The following is a 19592-nucleotide window of genomic DNA, read 5'->3' on the forward strand; positions in this document are numbered from 1 at the left end:
AACAAGAAACATCCTTTTACGTGTTTATGTCTCTTCATTATAATAGATATAAAGCATTTTTAGAAACCGTTTGAAAGTTGAACAACTGATAGGGGGAATAAGTTGCATGTGGAATAAAAATGAGCTTACGCAAAAGTTGGGAATTGCTTATCCAATTATCCAGGCAGGAATGGCCGGGGGTGTGACCACACCAGAATTGATAGCTGCTGTCTCCAACGCCGGTGGGTTAGGAAACTTAGGTGCAGGCTATATGCAACCGGAGCAGATGAAGCAGACGATTCAGAAGGTTAAAGCATTAACGGATCAGCCCTTTGGTGTTAATGTCTTCATACCAGAAATTCCAGAAGTATCTGAAGTGGATTTGGAAAAGGCGAATGAATGGCTGCGTCCTTTTCGCGAAGAGCTAAAATTGAAGGAACCGGCTGTGGGAAAGCCATCGACTGCTCTTTTTGAACAACAATTGGAGATCATTATCGAGGAACAAGTACCTGTTTGCAGTTTTACATTCGGTGTTCCTTCAAAAGCAATCATTCAACAGCTAAAACGGGAAAATATTACACTCGTAGGTACTGCAACAACGGTCAACGAGGCAATGATCAATGAAGAAATCGGAGTGGATATGGTTGTCGTGCAGGGCAGTGAGGCAGGTGGTCACCGCGGAACTTTCTCGATTCCTTTTGGTGAGGCGATGGTTGGCACAATGGCGCTTGTTCCGCAAACCGTGGATCATATCGGTATCCCGGTAATTGCAGCAGGGGGCATTATGGATGGGCGGGGAGTTCTCGCAGCACTCACCCTTGGTGCCCAGGCCGTCCAGATGGGAACAGCCTTTGTCACCAGTCTGGAAAGCGGGGCGAAAAAGCAGCACATCGAGTCAATTTTAAACAGCACAGAGGATCAGCCGCAGATCACCTCCGTATTCAGCGGGAAGCCGGCACGAGGCATTCAAAATGAATTCATGACGAAAATGGCGCCATATGAAAAAGAATTGCCGAGTTATCCCGTACAAAACGCGCTCACAAAGGAAATCCGCACAGAAGCGGCAAAGCAAGATAGGCCGGAGTGGCTGAGCCTTTGGAGCGGGCAGGGGTCTCGGTTAAGCAAAAGGTTATCCGCACGTGAATTGGTAGTGGGCATCGTTTCTCAAGTAAATCAGCTTGTGAGATAGGGGACTCCTCGAATTTTGTCGAAAAAAGAAATAAAGGGGGACAGCTCCTCGCCTGCCCCCTTTATCCCCGTTCGACAATATTAATTTCCCCTATATTCGTTTCAACGGATACATGGTGCTTCTGCATCAAAGTAATTTTCATTCTTCCAAATCCCTTTACCATTCCTACATTTGAATGTGCCTGAAAGGAAACATGACTAAGTTCTTGCTCACCTGCTCTCCTTCTCTTTTTAAAAAAATTGTGGTAATAACCATTATAAACTATAGCTTGTTTAAATTTTATACACAGTTTTATACACATCGTTAACAGGATCAAATAAGTAATTAACAAGGTTATACACAAAATCCACAAGATAAAACACAGATATCCACAGGTTTTATCCACAATTAATCATTTTAAAAAGCTCATCCCTCTCAACATATGAAAGGAAGGATAGGGAGGGCTGCTTTATCAAACAGCCACGTATGGCTTCCTACTTAACAATCTGGGGTCCGGTTAATGCCATCGGTCTCCGTTAAGGGGGGATTAGCATTGATACATCGATTAAAAGTTTTAACGTGGAATATACGCCAGGGCGGAAAAAAGGCAATCCTTCAAATTGTTGATTCACTCAAGGAGCACCGGGCTGATGTGATCGTGCTGACAGAATACAAGCAAAATCAGACAGGTGCGTTTCTTACTTCGGAGCTGAGGCAAGCAGGGTGGCATCATATCCAGTCATCCGATCCGCCAAACCGGGAAAATGGTATTCTTATTTTATCCACTTATCCACTCGAAACTTGTGAAGTCCCTTTTTCCAACGAGCATGGATCCCACCGCTGGAACGAAGTATATCTCCCGACCCATCACTTATTTTTACTAGGGGTCCATGTCCCAAATGTGAATGAAACGTATGACAAGCAATTTTTTTGGGAGCAAATCCTTGAGCATAGTGAACGCAGATCCGGTATCCGTTCCATCGTTGCAGGGGATTTTAATACCGCAAGAAGTGATGAAAAGAAACGCGCACCAAAGAAATATAGTAATTTTATCATGAAAATGGAAGCAAACGGATGGACCGACGCCTGGAAACAAATACACAAAGATACACTGGACTATACATGGTATAGCCATAAAAAGAACGGATTTCGTTTGGATTACATTTTCCTATCACCGGATCTCTCCGGTCGTTTGACGGAATGCTGCCTCTCCCACCACGAACGAATTGAAAATTTTTCAGATCACTCCTTGTTAATAGCGGAGATTAGATAAAAAATCTCTAGCCCTTTTTTAACCACCTTTCACGAAGTGGGCTCCCTGGGCATAAAATAGTGTGTCACCAAGAATCAGGGAGGAAATATAAATATGTATTTTTATCATTATCATCCATATCAAATGTACTACCCAGTCAGGCAAGAGGTAACAAGAGCATTTGCACAAATAAGAGGAAGCGAGCTTGCTCCAAACCTCCATGGGTACGTCACATTTATGGAGGTTCCTTATGGGACAGAGGTAACCGTGGAAGTAGCAGGCCTGCCTGCGTATCAACCTGCACAAGGAGATCAGGATCCCATCGGCCCCCACGGCTTCCATATTCATAAACATGCAAACTGTACAGTAGGAGATGAATCAGATCCATTCCAAGCAGCAGGTGGACACTGGAATCCCGATAATCAGCCCCACGGCAATCACGCAGGGGATTTTCCAGTACTTTTTTCCAATGATGGTTACGCAAGAATGACATTTTTTACAAATCGGTTCCGCCCCCAAGATGTGGTCGGAAGATCGGTTATGATCCACCAAAATCCCGATGATTACCGCTCACAGCCATCCGGAGATTCCGGGAAACGGATTGGATGTGGTCCAATTAAAGCATTTTAAACAATGAAGCAGACTTCCTTCTTTCTGATGAGGCAGTCTGCTTTTTTGGGAGTGGGATGGTGTGAGTAAGGTGTAGTTTGTATAGATAGACTATCTTCCTATGGATGTGTGACAAATTTATAGATAGCTAGGGGTAGAAGTGCTGCGTGAGTTTTGGGTATTATTACTCGACTTAGTAGCGTTATCGCGCGAGCAAGGCATGGAGCCGCTCGAGTTCATGTAGCTGCCGCTCGAGTGAGGCATGAAACTGCGCGAGTCCGGAGCGTTATTGCTCGAGTGGAGCACAACGCACTTTAACATCCAATCCACTAGACAGAAAAAAACGCGTCAAGTAAACTGAAAGAAAACGTTGTATTTGTACGATGAGCTCCGGATAAGAGGGAAAAACTTCAGATTTATGAGAAAGCTAGAATAATAGGGATGGGGGCGTTATTCATGCATATCAGCAAATTTGTTACACCGGAAATTATTTTTGGAGATGGAGCTGTGGATCAAGTGGGAGAAAGCTGTAGGAGGCTTGGTGCTCAAAAAGTGCTTATTGTCTGTGATGATGGTGTGATGCATGCGAACTGGGGAGAAAAGGTGGTGAAAAACTGCCAGGATGCCAATCTTGCCTGCACCGTATTTAGTGATATAACTTCCAATCCGAAAGATAAGGAAGTTCATCGCGGAGTTAAGGTATATCTTGACAACGAATGTGACGCTGTTGTTGGTGTTGGCGGAGGGAGCGCACTGGATGCAGCGAAGGCGATTGCTATTATCGCAACAAATGGTGGCAATATTCACGATTATGAAGGTGTTGATAAAATCGACCTGCCTCTGCCGCCGCTTGTCATGGTTTCTACAACCGCTGGATCAGGTTCGGAGGTATCTCAATTCTCAATCATTGTTGATACAGGATTAAAAAAGAAGCTGACAATTGTTTCGAAATCGCTTATTCCAGATATTGCGATTGTGGATCCGATTACGCTCTCAACGAAAGACGCTGCACTCACTGCTTCTACCGGACTGGACGTTTTAACCCATGCAATTGAAGCTTATGTCAGTGTTGCTGCAACTCCGTTGACAGACGTACAGGCGAAAAATGCCATTTCCCTTGTTTCTGAATATTTGCGTCCCTCAGTTGCTTCAACGTCCAATAAAGAAGCGAAAAATGCAATGGCCATGGCAAGTTTGCAGGCTGGACTTGCTTTTTCAAACGCTATCCTTGGTGCTGTACATGCCATGTCTCATGCGATTGGAGGACGTTTTTCCTTAGAACACGGAGAGATCAATGCTGTGTTGCTCCCCTACGTCATGGAGTACAACCTGCTGGCAGCCCCGAAACAATTTGCCGTTATGGCAGAAATGATGGGGGAAAACATCAATGGCTTAACGGCCATGGAAGCCGGGAAAAAAGCGATTTCCTATGTAAGAAAGCTAGCTCGGGACATTGGAACACCTACAACATTATCGGCGATGGGGCTGGATGAAAGCGCTATTCCTGTCATGAGTCAGATTGCCATAAAGGATGCATGCATGATTACTAACCCCAGAGACGTAACGATTCGTGATGTCGAAGAATTGTTTCGTCTGGCTTTGTAAGGAGGAAAACCTATGCAGCGTAAACAAGATCTTATTGAATCACTAACAGGCATCAAGTCCTCGAAAAAAAGTTATTATACAGAGCTGAAGAAAACGATGGCGCAAATGCAGAAGAAAAACGCAGAACTAGCAATCATTAATGATATGATGAAAAGTTTTGATTTGGATATGTCGATCGATGCGATGCTTAAAAATCTGCTAGAAAAACTAAAGCCGATTTTTCGTTTATCTAGACTCAGTTTTACGATGCTGGAAGATAGCCAGCTTGTTTTAAAAAATGTCTATCCCACAAGCAGCTTCTTCAGGCCAGTCGGGTGTGAAATTCATGATGAAAACTCCCTTTATTGGCAAGTGATTAAAGAAAAAAGGATCATTTGTCGAACACCTGAAAATAAACATATGGGATCGTACCTGGAAGAAAAGGCTTTTGAGCAACTACAAATAAAGAGTAATTGTGTAATCCCTCTGATTTCAAGAAGAAGTGTGATAGGTGTGCTCTGTCTTGGTAGTAAAGAAAACATCACATTCCATGAAGCAGACTTGGCATTTTTTCAGCATCTGGCAGATCAATTTGCCGTATGTATTGAAAACTCACGCTTGTACCATGCAGTTGTTAAGAGCAAGAAGGAATGGGAAGATACGTTTCATGGTGTACAGGATCTTCTCATTGTTGTGGATAAAAATGGTGTCATCCAGCGTTTCAATGCAGCAGTTTCCAAACTTCTCCAACTGCCGGATCAACAAATAAATGGAAGAACAATACAAAGCGTTTTTTCTCTGTCTGATGATGAGAATCAAGAACTTCTAAGGCAAAGTCACCTCAAGGAAAGCTCCGTTTCGAAGCAAATTCGACTAAAAAATGACCGTATTTTTGCGGTGTCGATATCACCTGTTTACCATGAGGAAACGCAAGACACCATTGGGTCGATTCTTAATATGAAGGATGTCACCGAAAGAGTTCATATGGAATCACAGCTCATGCAATCGGCAAAACTGGCCGCCATTGGCGAAATGGCAGCAGGGGTAGCCCATGAACTCAACAGTCCGTTAACTGCCATTCTCGGAAATTCCCAATTGCTCATGCGGAAATTGGATAAACAAGATCAGCCATACCGTATGGTGGAAGCTATTTATAATTGCGGGGAAAGAAGCAAAAAAATTATTCGCAATCTGCTTACTTTTTCTAGACAGGATGATTTACGCTTTGAAACATGTTCGGTCAATCTGGCGGTGGAACAAGTCATTAGCTTAACTGGTTATCAAATAGAGCGGCAAAATATTCAACTTAATAAGCAATTGAACCATGATATTCCATTCGTTGAAGGAAATATGCAGCAAATCGAACAAATCGTTATTAATCTGCTTATGAATGCCAAAGACGAGCTAGAGGCATGTACCCATTCAAACAAAAATATAACGATCAAAACAAGTGTACAGGAGAGGGGAGGTTCAAGCTGGGTCATGCTTAGCGTTTCGGATAACGGGAGAGGAATCCCAGTGGAAAAACAAGATGACATTTTTTATCCCTTCTATACGACAAAGGAAGCGATGAAAGGGACAGGCTTGGGACTGTCGGTAAGCCTTGGCATTGCAAAGTCACATGGTGGAATACTTGAGATTTGTAATAGGGAAGAACAGGGGAGCTGTTTTTGCTTCATGATTCCTTCCCACACGAAAAAAGAAAATGGGGAGGATGTGCATGGATAACATATTAGTCGTTGACGATGAGCAGGAAGTTGGCAATTTTTTATCGTTTTTATTAGAAGAGAAAGGCTATCGTGTTAGTGTGGCTGAAAGTGGAAAACAAACATTGGATTTATTAAACGATCACAAGTTTGGACTTGCGATGCTCGACGTCAGGCTGCCGGATGCGAATGGACTGGATCTATTAAAAGAAATCAAGCAAAAGCTCCCATTGTGCAAAGTAATTATCATGACTGGATATAGCACGGTAAAAACGGCAGTGGAGGCAATCAAGCTTGGTGCAAATGATTATATTGAAAAACCATTTGAAGATATCGATCAGTTGGAAGTTCAAATTGATGCACTTTTCAATGATAAGGATTACACAGAAAATACAATTGAAAGTCTGGCACATGGGGTTGGATTTATCATTGGTCAGCAGGCAAAAATGAAGCATTTGGTTACATTGGCTTATAAAATTGCATCTAAAAATGTCAACGTACTAATAGAAGGAGAAACAGGTACAGGGAAGGAGGTTTTGGCACGCTTTATCCATCAGGCAAGCGCGAGGAGAGATCAGCCATTTATTGGAATTAACTGTGGCGCACTGTCCCACGCTTTACTCGAAAGCGAGTTGTTCGGACATGAAAAAGGAGCCTTTACGGGCGCTGTCAACCAGCGTAGCGGCATTTTTGAAATTGCAAGCCAAGGGACATTGCTGTTGGATGAAATCGCAGAAATGACTCCCGCCGTCCAAGTAAAATTGCTGCGTGTACTGGAAACACGCGAATTTATGCGAGTCGGTGGAGAAAAACCTTTGAGAACAAATACACGCATCCTTGCCGCATCCCATGCGAATCTGGGAGAAACGGTTCGTCAGCAACAGTTCAGAGAAGATTTATTTTACCGTTTGGATGTGGTAAAACTGCAAATTCCATCTTTACGAGAACGGAACAAAGACATTCCCTTGTTTGTCTCTTATTTCCTTGAAAAAAATAGTTCCAGCTTAACCTTTTCTGATGAGGCGATGAATCTCCTGAAAAACTATAGCTGGCCCGGTAATGTCCGCGAACTTGCAAATACTGTAACGCAGCTCACGACACTAATGGATGGGGAAAAGACAACCATCACGCCAGCTGATTTACCAGAAAAAATTATTCTTGGAAATGAAATTCAAACGCGTGAAAAGAATAGTAGCCAGCCAGTCCAAACAACGGATGATGACACAACAGACCTGAAATCTTTTTTAAACGCATGGGAAAATCATATGATCCATTCGCTGGAGGATCTTCGTAACTTTGACTTTAATCACATCGAAAACCAGATTAAAGAACTGGAGCATCGGGTCGAAACCACATTTGTGAAACAGGCTCTCATTGAAGCTGATGGGAACCGAAAAGAAGCGGCACATCTCTTAAATATTTCCCAGCGAAAGTTCCGTTATCTGTTGAATGAAAAAAATAAGGAAGATTAAAAACGCTTCTGAAATGGAAAGCGAGTGCAACGTTGGCATATGTGAGGGGGTAATCCCACCGGTCGATTTGCACGTTTCTCCGGTTGAAATTTCATCCCTCCAGTCGATTTGCCCGGTCCTCCGGTTGATAATCTTTTACGAACCAGACCAATACCAATTTTTTGGCAGGTTAGCCGACTTTTCGACAGATTTGCCGATTTTTTGGCACTTCATCTCCCTTTCATGTTGAAATGATCCACTTTTTCTATTGGCATGACAATTGCATGTATCATCATGAAACGATATCTTAAAATTATTTTAGGAGGTTATTTCATGAAAGCTGCAGTTGTTAATGAGTTTACCAAAGATCTTGAAATCAAAGAGGTGTCTGTTCCTGAGCTGGAACACGGTGAAATTCTGGTCAAAATAAAAGCTACTGGAGTTTGTCATACGGATCTGCACTGCAAAACGGGTGATTGGCCGGTTAAGCCGAAGCTTCCTGTTATCCCTGGGCATGAAGGTGTTGGAATTGTTGAAAAGGTTGCTGATGGTGTGAAATCGATTAAAGTAGGTGACCGGGTTGGGATTCCGTGGCTATACTCTGCATGCGGCGAATGTGAATATTGTTTAACTGGCAGAGAGACATTATGTCATGATCAGGAGAATGGCGGTTATTCAGTGGACGGGACCTTCGCTGAATATTGCAAGGCACCAGCGGATTACGTGGCAAAGATTCCTGAAAATGTCAGTTTTGAAGAAATCGCTCCTATTCTTTGTGCCGGAGTGACCACGTACAAGGCTCTAAAAGTCTCTAGCGCAAAACCAGGGGACTGGGTAGCTATTTTTGGAATCGGCGGTCTTGGACATATTGGGCTTCAATATGCCAAAGTAATGGGATTTAACGTGATTGCAGTCGATATTCATGAAGATAAACTTGCGCTTGCTAAAAAGTTAGGTGCAGACAAAGTCATCAATTCCATAAAAGCGGACCCTGCACAGGTAATGAAAGAAGAGGTTGGCGGCGTTCAAGCAGCGATCAGTACAGCTGTTGCCAAAAAGCCGTTCGAACAAGCCTATCAATCTGTCAAACGTGGCGGTACACTGGTAGCGGTAGCTCTTCCGAACGATGAATTGCCGATTCCGATTTTTGATACTGTATTAAATGGCGTATCCGTTAAAGGCTCGATCGTTGGCACAAGAAAAGACCTACAAGAAGCGATCGACTTTGCAGCACAAGGCAAGATCAAAGCCAATTTAACAGTCGAACCTCTTGAAAATATTAATGATATTTTTGACCGAATGGAAAAAGGAAAAATTGACGGCAGAATCGTCATGAACCTTTCTTAGAAGGTGCCTGTCACTTCCCGAATTTTGTCGAATAAGAAATGAATGATGAACAGGAGGAAAAAGTATGTATAAAGACACCCTATATAAAAGTGCATATTTCAAGCGATTAGAACAAATTAAAAATAAAAATTCGGATATCTACCAGACGTTTTTTGTTCATCCAGAGGGCCCGGATTCAGACGTCTTATCACCAAAGTTAAAAGAATTAATTATCATTGCGGTTGCACATACAACAGGGTGTCCTTATTATGTTAAACTTCATGTTAATCATGCGGAAAATAAAGTAGTATCAAAAGAAGAAGCAGTGAAAGTGATCAAGCTCACAGCAGCCTTAAAGGCGGGAGCAGATATCGCGCATGGTGTGGTTTCCTTAAACGCCTTCAGTAAAGTTGACCAGGGTAGGGTGTATCGGTCTGTTTATTTCCATAAACTTCAGGCATTCTCCTCTTTAAGTAAGGCTGCTTCAAAAGCATTTACCGAATTCTCTCATCGGCATGAGCAGCCAAGTTTACTTGACGCAAAAGAAAAAGCGCTCATTGCGGTCGCTGTTGCATGTGCATCCGGATGTACCCACTGCATGGACTTACACTTAAAAAATGCCAAAAACTCCGGCGCAACCAACAAAGAAATCGCAGGTGCCTGTCACTTCCCGAATTTTGTCGAAAAATAAGAGGGGGTTACACTCCTGCCCTAGCGGTAGGGGGGATCTCCTCGAAAATAAAGGATGGTGTGTCGATTGGTTAGGATTTATGCAGTTCATTTGGATCAGATGCTTGACCAAGAAACATTTCATCAATTGTCGACTTATCTGTCAGTAGAAAGGGAAAATCGAATACGTGCATTACAGAATAATCTGGCAGCACATCGGACATTAATCGGCGGCCTGTTGGCCAGATATGTGTTAAGCAAAAAATTACAAGTTGCAAGCAGTGATTTATGCTTTTATCAAAATGAGTATGGTAAACCATTGTTGAAGTCAAGTAGGCCCCTTCACTTTAATCTGTCTTATTCTGGAGAGTGGGTTGTCTGCAGTATCAGCTCAACGTCTGTTGGGGTTGTTATTGAAAAAATGAATCCGATTGATTATGCTAAAGCGAAACGATTTTTCACTCCTGATGAATATGCGGAATTGCTGAACAAAGAAGAAATAGAGCGATTAGCATATTATTATCGGTTATGGTGCTTGAAAGAAAGTTACCTAAAAGCAACTGGAAAAGGATTGTATCATTCCATGGATGCTTTTAGCATCACCCCTTCGATTCGTTCTGGGCAATATGAGGTTGAAAACGGGAAACAAACCTTTTATGTTAAAGAATACGCACTCGATCCAGCGTATAAACTGGCTGTTTGTGCTAAAAATAAAGGATTTGCCGAACAGATAAAGCAAATGCAGGCGAGCTTCCTCGTCCGTAATTTCATGGCAGCGTCCGAATCACACACCACACCGTTTTCAGCTAAATTAATATAACGTATACTTTTTGATCTAAATTTTCCTTAGGGCAACTATTTACATCTAGATAAATATAAAAGAGGATTGAGCTACAGCAAGGAGGGATTTTGATTCGTTACTTACGTAAAATGGACCAGCCATTTTAACCGTACAATCAGACTTTCCCAGGGTGCCCTGTGGTCAATTCCATGACTTATAGATCCACACAAAAAGCTTAATATTTCTCTCTATTAAGCTTTTTGTGTGTGTTTCTCTCGTCTGTATTCACCTAATTCAACTGTTTCGTCTGCATAATTCCACATATTTTTATTGTGGTTGATCATAATTATAATAAGTTTCTGTTCATTTTTTATTTTAGTTAAAGCTTCCAAGATGGATTCTTCCGTTTTCGCATCGAGATGATTCGTTGCTTCATCTAAAATGATGTTAGAAGGGTTGCTTAAAAGTGTTTTAGCCAAATACAACCGCTGTTTTTGTCCACTGGAGAGATTCGCCCCACTATCCTGAAGTCTACTGTTTAATCCATTTGGAAGGCTTTTTATGACTTCATCCACATCCATTTTTTAACATACATCATTACGTTAGGTGCCTGGCACTCCCCGAATTTTGTCGAATAATATTGCCGTGTCCTATGAGACATGAATAAGTTAATGATTGCGGTTGTCCTTTGTTTGCCTAACGAAAGTCAATAAGATTGGATGCTACAAGACCCTTGAGAAATCAAGGGTCTTGTAGCATCATTAGCAATCATACTCTTAGTGGTTTTAAACCGTTCATTTCCAAATAGTTCTTTGCATAGATAGCAAATTCAATCATTACTCTGTTCTCGGGATGGATATAGTCCTTGAAATAGATCGTACTTTTTTGCTGTTTGCTTGCATATAATTATATGGAGAATTACAAAGAACCCTGTATATAATTCGAATAAAGGAGTAAGGGATTCATCTAGTGCTTGAACATATAATCGGACCTCCTTTAATGCAGACGTAAATCAAGGGGGATCAGTCATTAAAAGACAAAATATTTCACCTTTTCGAATAGTTCACTACTGAAAGCGGTTACAAATTATGTTATGATAATAGTAGTCTTACATAGATAGACTACTATTTTTCAAGATTGCTTTTGAGAAAGTTTTGGAAACTGGGAAGTTAGTAGTTGAAACAAGGAGGAGATGTCATGAGTCAAAAATCATTTGTTTTGGATCAAGAGAAAATGGCGAGTTACCCCCAACAACCGCATGGTGGGAAATTGGTTAACCGTCTGCTTACAGGCAAAAAACGTGATCAGGAGATGGAAAGAGCAAAGCAGCTGCCAATGATCGTTGTTGATATGGAAGCTGTCATTACGCTCGAAATGATTGCCACGGGTGTTCTGTCTCCGAATGAAGGTTTTATGAATAAAGAAGATTATAAATCAGTTCTGACAGAGGGCAGATTAAAAAATGGTCTGATTTGGCCGACGCCACTTAGTTTTGCACCAACAGGAGACCGTAATAAGCAGGTCATTGATTCGCTGTCCGTTGGCGATGAAGTCTGTCTTGCTGACGACACGAAAGAGCCGGTTGCGATTCTCAAATTGGAAGACATTTTTGCTTATGATCGAGATTTTCGTGCTTCTCACCTTTTTGGAACGACTGATCGAAGTCACCCAGGTGTTGATTCGATTTACCGTCGGATGGGGGATACTGCTTTAGGCGGACCAATTACGATGCTTCGTCGCGTGCACTGGGGTCCTTTTGAGCAGCTAAGACTTGAGCCGAAAGATACATTTGAACTTTTTTATGAGGAAAAGAATTTCAGATCCGTTGGTGGATTTATTACAGGGGCCAATCCTATGCACCGCGGTCACGAATATATCCATCGAAATGCGCTGGAAGAGCTTGATGGATTACTCGTTCAGCCGCTTGTGGAGATGGCAAAGCGCGAATATACACGTCCTGAGTTTCGTATGTTAGCATACCGCAGTGTGATGGATACGTATTATCCGAAAGAACGCTCTGTACTTGCACCACTAAGGGTTACGTATATTTTCGCCGGTCCACGTGAGGCCGTTCTTCATGCTTTAATTATGAAAAATTACGGTTGTACGCATGCCTTGATTGGCCGGGATCATGCTGGGATCGGGGATTTCTATGATAAATATGCCAGCCATTCTGTTTTTGATAAATTTACAGAAGATGAATTAGGTATTGATATTCGATTGTTCCACGAAGTATTTTATTGCACGCGTTGTGACAGCCCGTCAACGGAGCAAACGTGCCCACATGATAAACAATACCGGATTAACATTTCTGGTACTGGTGTTAGGGAATTGCTGCGTTATGGAGTCTTGCCTCCAAAGGAGATTGTGAGACCGGAATCTGCTCGGATTGCGATGCAAGGTATTCAGCCAAAAGGGGTCGATGAGCATCATCAAGCCGTTAACCCTGTAGGCAAAGCCATCAAAAGTATATTTCCATCTTACTTGGAATATTCAAGACTGGGCGGACCAAAGCGCAAGAAGCCTTTAGAGGTAGAACAACTTACAATTGATGACTTAGAGGCGGCTATAACGGATGTTCGATCCAATGCGGACCGAATTTACAAAGAAATTTATGATGAATTTAGTTATGCTTCGGACATCAGGCGTGAGGTGCAGCCAGAGTGGGTTGCAGATGCTCGTGAATCGGTCAGGAAACAGCAGCAAATGGTTATTGATTATTTGGAAGAAAAGGTGGATAAAGCACCAGAAACTGCTTCGGATGAATATATGTACCAGGATAAGGAAGAAGCCGAGCGTGAGTTGGAAGTAGCACGGAAAATTTTTGAAGATACACCATCATCACTGCGCTCTGAATCGATAAAATATAGAACGTGGAATCCAATGCCATATGATCGTTATCGAAGCTAAGGATGAACAGTTGAATATCGTTAGAAGCAGGGGCACCTGGAAGGGTGTCTCTTATTTCTATGTCCGCCTATCTACTTGTGATATGATGGATGCACGATGTTTTAAAGGAGTTCTTGCTTTATGAATATACCAATTTTATATGAAGATAATCATTTGCTTGTTGTCGAAAAGCCTGTGAATATGCCCGTGCAAAAGGATAAGACCGAAGACGATGATTTACACAATTTCTTAAAAAGGGATTTAAAAATCCGCTATCAGAAGCCGGGGAATGTGTATCTTGGGCTTGTCCATCGGCTGGACCGGCCAGTAGGTGGTGCGATCGTATTTGCCAAAACATCTAAAGCTGCATCCAGACTATCCGACATGCTGCGAAGAAGGGTCATTCATCGAAAATATTTAGCCGTCGTTCGTGGAGTTCCTCTCAAAAGAGAAGCGACGTTGGAACATTATTTAGTTAAAAATCGTCGAAAGAATAAAGTGTTTACTACCAGCCCCGGCGATAAACAAGCTAAAAAAGCAGTGTTAGATTATGAAGTACTCGACGTAACAGGGGATATGAGCCTACTTTCTGTTGAACTTCATACAGGCAGACCGCATCAAATACGTGTCCAGCTCGCTGAAACAGGCTGTCCGCTTTACGGAGATCAAAAATACGGGGGTCATACCAATAAAATAGGAGAACAAATTGCGCTATGGGCACACTATTTACAATTTGAACACCCAGTCAAAAAAGAACCCGTCTCCTTCCACTCCAAGCCACCCAAAAAACACCCATGGACACAGTGGAGTACAGGTGCCTGGCACCACCCGAATTTTGTCGAATAATCAATATAGTGTAAAGAAAAAAAGCCGTACGGGGAATGAACTTCTCTGTACAGCTTTTTTTGTTGTTAATTCCATTCATCTTATATCCTGATTGCTTTTCTAGCCAATTCATCGGCATGTTTATTATGACTTTCTGAGATCCACTTGATAAAGAAATACGGGAAAGAATTGGATTCTTTCTTAATTTCCTCAAGTAGTGGAAGGAATGTTTTATTTTTCGTAAAGTCTTTTTCTACCGTATCTACGACTATCCGGGAATCGGAGCGAAAGGACAATATTTCATCTGGGAAATGTTCCTGACAGATTTTCAATGCTTCGATGACCGCCTGAAATTCCGCTTCATGGTTGGAGCGTACCCCAAGCGGAATGGCGTATTCATATATGTTTCCGTTTGCTTTCATATACACGCCAGCCCCACTCTTGCCTGGGTTTCCGCTGGATGCTCCGTCTGTATAGACTTCAATCAATATATGCACACCCTTCTGAAAGGTGCCTGGCACCACCCGAATTTTGTCGAATAATATTAGGGAAGGGGATAGACCCCGCAATTATTCATTTATCTTCTTCAGTAATGTTCGATATTCTTCCTCCGTAATTTCTCCACGTCGGTAGCGATCATTGATCATGCAAATAGACTCGCTGCACGCCGGTTTCTTCTTATTTTTTAAAATGATGATTACCGAAATAATGACTAAAGCCGTGATAATTAACCAGGTAATGCCAAAAAAGCTACCATCCATGTTATTCATTCTTTTTCTCCTTCTTTTTCCGTTATACTTTTGAATTTACGAATCATAGACGATTATTCTCTTGCTTGTTCCTTATCATTTTTGTTTAAGTGTTCAAAATGCGAAGTTCCCCATTTTTGCATGGATTTAAGAATCGGGATAATGCTTTGTCCGTAATCTGTAAGGGAATATTCGACCTTTGGAGGAACTTGTGGATACACTTTTCGATGAACAATATGATGGTATTCAAGCTCTCTTAATTGTGAAGTTAACATTTTCTGCGTAATGTTCGGAATGGATCGTTTTAGTTCGTTAAACCGCATTACTTTATTTTCCATTAAGTGAAATAGAATAATCGGCTTCCATTTTCCAGCCATTGCATCAATAGCGACTTCTACCCCGTGACAGGTTTTATCCTCCATACCATTTCCCTCCTAAATCAATCTACAATAGTATCATTTTGGATACTATAGCACTTTTTTGTGCGTACTTCAAAATAGTTCCTATATCCTCCATAATTATAATATAACAATTGTATTGGAGGAATTCATATGTATATTTTATCAATTATCGTACAAATCCTACTCGGGTTGGGTTTTATCATGTTCGGTTGGATGAAATTCACTTCCAAGGAAATGGTTGATGGGTTTAATCATTTTGGGCTGCCACAATGGTTTCGGATCGTAACAGGCTTATTTGAATGGATCGGAGCGATAGGAATCATTGTTGGCATTTGGTATCCACAACTTGCATTTTTATCCGGCATGTGGCTTGCGATGATTATGTTTTTTGCTATTTTAGCCCATGTACGCGCAAAAGATCCAATATCACAAACAAAGATGCCAGCTATTTTGCTCGTCCTATCTTTGGTGGTTGTCTTTTTAAATAGTTAATTGGGAGTGACACCTCCCAATTTTTTTGTCGATTCTTATTCAAAAAGGACAGTGGGAAGACGCTAGCCTAAGCAATAGGCAGAGGAAGGGGAATATTCCCCTCTATCTTCTCCGGTGTTCAGCTCGTACATTATATTTCCATGCCTTGTCTTCGTCGATCATCTTTTTTGTTGCGTAGATGGTTAAAAATTGGATGATGATAATTGGTATTCCCATGAGCCCGAACAGCACTTCTAGCGTTGCAAGTCCCCGACTTTCATAAGCAGTAGCGCAAGCGCAGTTATGATTGCTACTGTAATAATTCGCAAATTCCTTGATGGCCATATTTTCCTAGCATGATAGATATGGTGAACTGAATTTGCGAAAAATTAAAAAAGGGCTTCGAATAGGAGCATTTCCTGTCATGAGGCAGTTGCGCATACATCTGAATGAGGGTAACATTATAATGGAGATGGACTTTGAAATACAGCAGGGGGGCGGGCTCAGACCCCCTTCAAACACAGCTGAAATTCACCTACATTGCCTTTTTCATAAAGGTTTGTGATTGAGGTTGAATACTCCTGGATCGTGCCTTTAAATTTGAGATCCCTTTCAGGTACTTTGACATCAAAAGTTCCTTCATACAGAAGTGTGGTCACGTCATGGTAGGCTTCGCTAGCCACGTCAAATGTAACGGAGATAACATCGCCATCCTTCGCCTTTTTTTCCTCGTAATCTTTTACCGAAATACTATAATTATTTAAAATGATTTGGTTTACCAAAGCGATCCCATCCTTTCAAATTTTCCTTGCCTTTATAATAGAATCTCCCTTTTGATTATATTCTAGTATAAAATCATTGGTTGCGCACTGTAACGATATAAAGTTAAAGCGTCATGACCGCAACTATTTTGTCTTTCTTCTCTACTTCTTTATGTGACCGCGTATAATCTAGAAATACAAAAAAACAACATATCAAGGTGCGCTTGCATCCTGATATATTGCTCTTTCTTGTCCCAATCAGCTTTGCTTTTTATCCGTTAGATATGACTTTGCTGAAGGGGCTTCATATGTAAGGAATTGATCAAGCAGTCTATTTGGTACGGTATCTACAAGCGCCATCGAACGGAATTTTTCTTGCATGAATTGCTGATCCGTCATATGGTTCAGCAAATGAACAAGCGGATCATAGTAATGATTGATATTTAAAATCCCACAAGGTTTTTGATGAAGGCCTAATTGGGCCCATGTAAAAATCTCAAAAAACTCTTCTAATGTACCCGCACCGCCTGGCAAAGCGATAAATCCATCAGCTAGATCTGCCATTTTTGCTTTTCGTTCATGCATGGAATCCACAATGATGAGATCCGTTAAGCCTTCATGAGATATCTCCTTTTTTTCAAGAAAGTCAGGCATGACACCAATCACTTTACCACCTGCTTCCATAACCGAATCTGCAACTGCACCCATCAACCCAACGCTTGCACCGCCATACACAAGTGCTATATTTCTTTTTGCCAGTTCTTTCCCAAGCATTGTTGCGCTTTCGATATAAGCATCCGAAGCTCCATTACTTGATCCACAAAATACTGCTAACGATTTCATGTTTTATCTCCTCCTGAAATAAATCGTTTAAAAATCTTCATTAATTTAAAAACGAAAGATGGATTAGAATGAGTGTAACTGAATTTCAAATATGGGTAAAGAATTCTTATAATATTAGAAGAGAGTTTTTATTAATATCAATTATGGTTTTATTAATGCATCAAAAAACTGCAAGAGCTACAGTCTCACTCTCTCGTTAATTTTTAACTTTTTAGAATTGACATGGCTTAAAAAAAGCTATATAGTAATACGCTGTATACTCATTTGAAAATGTCTTTTCATTCTCGCGTTCTAAATAATTGCTTGGGGGAAAGTGAGAATTTTTGTGTTGTTTTATAGATACAAGTTAAAAAAACTAGGAGGAACTAATTTTTGAAGAATTTAAGTAAGAAAGGCGAATCGATTGACAAATCAGTGCTGTTTCTAAGTGGTGGAGCGTTGATTGCTTTTGTGATTTTCGCATGGACCAATCAGGAATTGGTCACAAATATTGTAAATTATCTATTTGATTTATCTGTGAAGTATTTTGGTTCGGTTTATCAAATTCTTATGTTAGGGACATTCCTAATTGCTTTGTTTCTTGGGTTTTCAAAATTTGGGAAGATTCGCTTAGGAAAGCTGGATAAACCGGAAATTAGTACTTTTAAATGGATTTCCATCATTATGTGTACGTTACTTGCGGCAGGTGGTGTGTTCTGGGCTGCTGCTGAGCCGTTGAGTCACTTTTTAACGGTCCCACCGCATTTTTCCGGTATCGAGCCAGGCAGTACAGAAGCAGTTACGCCCGCACTTGCAGCTAGCTTTGTTGATTGGGGCTTTCTCTCGTGGGCAATTCTTGGTACGTTGGGTACGTTTGTACTCATGTATGCCCATTACCACCGCGGGGCGCCATTAAAGCCAAGAGCATTACTTTATCCCATTTTTGGAGAAAAAATTATGAAGAAAAGTGTCCTTGGTACTGTTGTAGATGCTTTTTCCGTTGTATCGGTAGCTGCGGGCACCATTGGGCCAATTGGATTCCTTGGTTTACAGGCTGGTTATGGACTGAGTGCTTTGTTTGGGATTCCTGATAATGTGTATATCCAGTCCTTAATCATTATTGTCATTGTATTCGTTGCTGGTGTTTCCGCAGTTACAGGAATCCATAAGGGTATTCAGATTTTGAGTAGTTATAATGTTATTTTGGCTCTGTTCCTTATGGTGGTCGTTCTATTGCTAGGTCCGGGGTTATTTATTTTTGATTCGTATCTAGAATCATTTGGATTATACGTACAAAACTTCTTTAGCATGAATACCTTCCGTAGTGATGGGGCATGGCTTGGGGGATGGACGGTCTTCTTTTTTGCCTGGTTCATTGGGTATGGACCGATGATGGCAATGTTTGTCAGCCGTATCTCCCGAGGCCGTACAATTCGGGAAATTGTTACTGCTGTTGCAGTCATTGCACCTATTGTGACAGCTTTTTGGTTCACGGTAGTTGGTGGAACAGGAATTTTTCAGGAAATAAAAAATCCTGGTTCCATATCTGAAGCGTTGAGTAGTGACGGCCCACCAGCAGCGATGATTGCTATAGCTGATCAGCTTCCATTTGGTACAATCTTAGGCTTTCTGTTCTTGTTGGCAACCGTTATTTTTGTGCTAACAACAACGGACTCTATGTCCCTGACGATTTCGATGGCGATTACGGGAAATGGTGACCCGTCAAAATTATTACGTGTATTCTGGGCATTTCTAATGGGGGTTGTAGCAACTGTTCTATTAACGATCGGTGAAGATAGCGTTAATTCGTTGCAATCCTTTATTGTTGTCACAGCTGTTCCTGTTTCCTTATTGATGTTAACAACCTTTTGGACTGCACCACACGTATGTAAGGAGCTTGAAAAGGAACAATTGGAAAGCACAACAAAGAGAAAGTACATTCAAGAAGAATAAATGAGTAAAAACAGTGGCAGTTTTAATTAACAATCTGATATCTAAATAATATGGTAAATCAAGTAAGCAGACCGCCTTTATAAATTGAAGGCAGTCTGCTATTTTTAGTGCGCCCAGCATGGGCTATAACTTGGTGGTGAAAGTCCACTACAGGCTTGGCAGTAGGAACTGTTAGCTGAAAGCAAGGGTGTCCATT

The 19592-nt window shown here is 41.4% G+C and carries 20 protein-coding genes; 13 read left to right on the forward strand and 7 right to left on the reverse strand.

What is annotated here, in order from left to right; translation table 11 throughout:
• Positions 1-106: 106 nt before the first annotated feature.
• From J2Z81_RS12025 to J2Z81_RS12065, 9 genes are all read left to right on the forward strand, one after another.
• Positions 107-1168 carry an NAD(P)H-dependent flavin oxidoreductase gene (locus J2Z81_RS12025; RefSeq protein ID WP_226371435.1) on the forward strand — a complete coding sequence of 354 codons (1062 nt, stop codon included), beginning with the start codon at positions 107-109 and terminating at the stop codon, positions 1166-1168.
• Positions 1169-1700: 532 nt separating this feature from the next.
• The gene (locus tag J2Z81_RS12030; RefSeq protein WP_226371436.1) at positions 1701-2420 is read left to right on the forward strand and encodes an endonuclease/exonuclease/phosphatase family protein; all 720 of its coding nucleotides are present in this window, start codon (positions 1701-1703) and stop codon (positions 2418-2420) included.
• A gap of 93 nt (positions 2421-2513) precedes the next feature.
• Positions 2514-3029 carry a superoxide dismutase family protein gene (locus tag J2Z81_RS12035; protein ID WP_226371437.1) on the forward strand — a complete coding sequence of 172 codons (516 nt, stop codon included), beginning with the start codon at positions 2514-2516 and terminating at the stop codon, positions 3027-3029.
• A 435-nt stretch (positions 3030-3464) separates the two neighbouring features.
• Entirely contained in the window at positions 3465-4613 is a 1149-nt protein-coding gene (locus tag J2Z81_RS12040) for an iron-containing alcohol dehydrogenase (RefSeq protein ID WP_226371438.1), read from the forward strand.
• Between the two features lie 12 nt (positions 4614-4625).
• Positions 4626-6320 (forward strand): GAF domain-containing sensor histidine kinase, encoded by a 1695-nt coding sequence (locus tag J2Z81_RS12045; RefSeq protein ID WP_226371439.1) that lies wholly within the window; start codon positions 4626-4628, stop codon positions 6318-6320.
• Positions 6313-7770 carry a sigma-54-dependent transcriptional regulator gene (locus J2Z81_RS12050; protein WP_226371440.1) on the forward strand — a complete coding sequence of 486 codons (1458 nt, stop codon included), beginning with the start codon at positions 6313-6315 and terminating at the stop codon, positions 7768-7770. The genes J2Z81_RS12045 and J2Z81_RS12050 overlap by 8 nt, the downstream gene beginning before the upstream one ends.
• Before the next feature lie 312 nt (positions 7771-8082).
• Positions 8083-9096, forward strand: a complete 1014-nt coding sequence (gene adhP, locus J2Z81_RS12055; RefSeq protein ID WP_226371441.1) for an alcohol dehydrogenase AdhP — start codon at positions 8083-8085, stop codon at positions 9094-9096.
• Between the two features lie 64 nt (positions 9097-9160).
• The gene (locus J2Z81_RS12060) at positions 9161-9766 is read left to right on the forward strand and encodes a carboxymuconolactone decarboxylase family protein (protein ID WP_226371442.1); all 606 of its coding nucleotides are present in this window, start codon (positions 9161-9163) and stop codon (positions 9764-9766) included.
• Positions 9767-9832: 66 nt separating this feature from the next.
• On the forward strand, positions 9833-10564 hold the full coding sequence (locus tag J2Z81_RS12065) for a 4'-phosphopantetheinyl transferase family protein (protein ID WP_226371443.1): 732 nt from the start codon (positions 9833-9835) through the stop codon (positions 10562-10564).
• Between the two features lie 212 nt (positions 10565-10776).
• On the opposite strand, the gene J2Z81_RS12070 is transcribed toward J2Z81_RS12065, so the two are convergent.
• Positions 10777-11106: an ATP-binding cassette domain-containing protein gene (locus J2Z81_RS12070; RefSeq protein ID WP_226371444.1), complete on the reverse strand. Its 330-nt coding sequence runs from the start codon at positions 11104-11106 to the stop codon at positions 10777-10779.
• A gap of 616 nt (positions 11107-11722) precedes the next feature.
• Here J2Z81_RS12070 and J2Z81_RS12075 point away from each other — a divergent pair.
• Together J2Z81_RS12075 and J2Z81_RS12080 are read left to right on the forward strand one after the other, a co-directional pair.
• Positions 11723-13435 (forward strand): sulfate adenylyltransferase, encoded by a 1713-nt coding sequence (locus J2Z81_RS12075; protein ID WP_226371445.1) that lies wholly within the window; start codon positions 11723-11725, stop codon positions 13433-13435.
• A 120-nt stretch (positions 13436-13555) separates the two neighbouring features.
• Positions 13556-14260 carry an RluA family pseudouridine synthase gene (locus J2Z81_RS12080; protein ID WP_226371446.1) on the forward strand — a complete coding sequence of 235 codons (705 nt, stop codon included), beginning with the start codon at positions 13556-13558 and terminating at the stop codon, positions 14258-14260.
• An 80-nt stretch (positions 14261-14340) separates the two neighbouring features.
• On the opposite strand, the gene J2Z81_RS12085 is transcribed toward J2Z81_RS12080, so the two are convergent.
• The 3 genes from J2Z81_RS12085 to J2Z81_RS12095 all read right to left on the reverse strand — a co-directional run bounded on the left by J2Z81_RS12085 (position 14341) and on the right by J2Z81_RS12095 (position 15410).
• Positions 14341-14727 (reverse strand): reverse transcriptase-like protein, encoded by a 387-nt coding sequence (locus tag J2Z81_RS12085; RefSeq protein ID WP_029266375.1) that lies wholly within the window; start codon positions 14725-14727, stop codon positions 14341-14343.
• An 81-nt stretch (positions 14728-14808) separates the two neighbouring features.
• Complete coding sequence (locus tag J2Z81_RS12090) at positions 14809-15009, reverse strand: SHOCT domain-containing protein (protein WP_029266373.1); 201 nt, start codon at positions 15007-15009, stop codon at positions 14809-14811.
• Positions 15010-15062: 53 nt separating this feature from the next.
• A complete protein-coding gene (locus tag J2Z81_RS12095) occupies positions 15063-15410 on the reverse strand; it encodes a winged helix-turn-helix transcriptional regulator (RefSeq protein ID WP_029266371.1) in 348 nt (115 codons plus the stop codon).
• 129 nt (positions 15411-15539) lie between these two features.
• Between J2Z81_RS12095 and J2Z81_RS12100 the strand changes: the two genes are divergently transcribed.
• Complete coding sequence (locus J2Z81_RS12100) at positions 15540-15881, forward strand: DoxX family protein (protein ID WP_029266369.1); 342 nt, start codon at positions 15540-15542, stop codon at positions 15879-15881.
• Positions 15882-15983: 102 nt separating this feature from the next.
• On the opposite strand, the gene J2Z81_RS12105 is transcribed toward J2Z81_RS12100, so the two are convergent.
• The 3 genes from J2Z81_RS12105 to J2Z81_RS12115 form a co-directional block, all read right to left on the reverse strand.
• Entirely contained in the window at positions 15984-16205 is a 222-nt protein-coding gene (locus tag J2Z81_RS12105; RefSeq protein ID WP_390337672.1) for a hypothetical protein, read from the reverse strand.
• A gap of 158 nt (positions 16206-16363) precedes the next feature.
• Positions 16364-16642, reverse strand: coding sequence for a DUF3219 family protein (locus J2Z81_RS12110; RefSeq protein WP_029266366.1), 279 nt, complete (start codon positions 16640-16642; stop codon positions 16364-16366).
• A 237-nt stretch (positions 16643-16879) separates the two neighbouring features.
• Positions 16880-17464: an LOG family protein gene (locus J2Z81_RS12115; RefSeq protein ID WP_029266364.1), complete on the reverse strand. Its 585-nt coding sequence runs from the start codon at positions 17462-17464 to the stop codon at positions 16880-16882.
• Positions 17465-17836: 372 nt separating this feature from the next.
• On the opposite strand from J2Z81_RS12115, the gene J2Z81_RS12120 reads away from it, so the two are divergent.
• Positions 17837-19396, forward strand: coding sequence for a BCCT family transporter (locus J2Z81_RS12120; RefSeq protein ID WP_029266362.1), 1560 nt, complete (start codon positions 17837-17839; stop codon positions 19394-19396).
• Positions 19397-19592: the final 196 nt, after the last annotated feature.

The organism is Virgibacillus alimentarius (genome assembly GCF_017874635.1).
GTDB lineage: Bacteria > Bacillota > Bacilli > Bacillales > Amphibacillaceae > Virgibacillus_B > Virgibacillus_B alimentarius.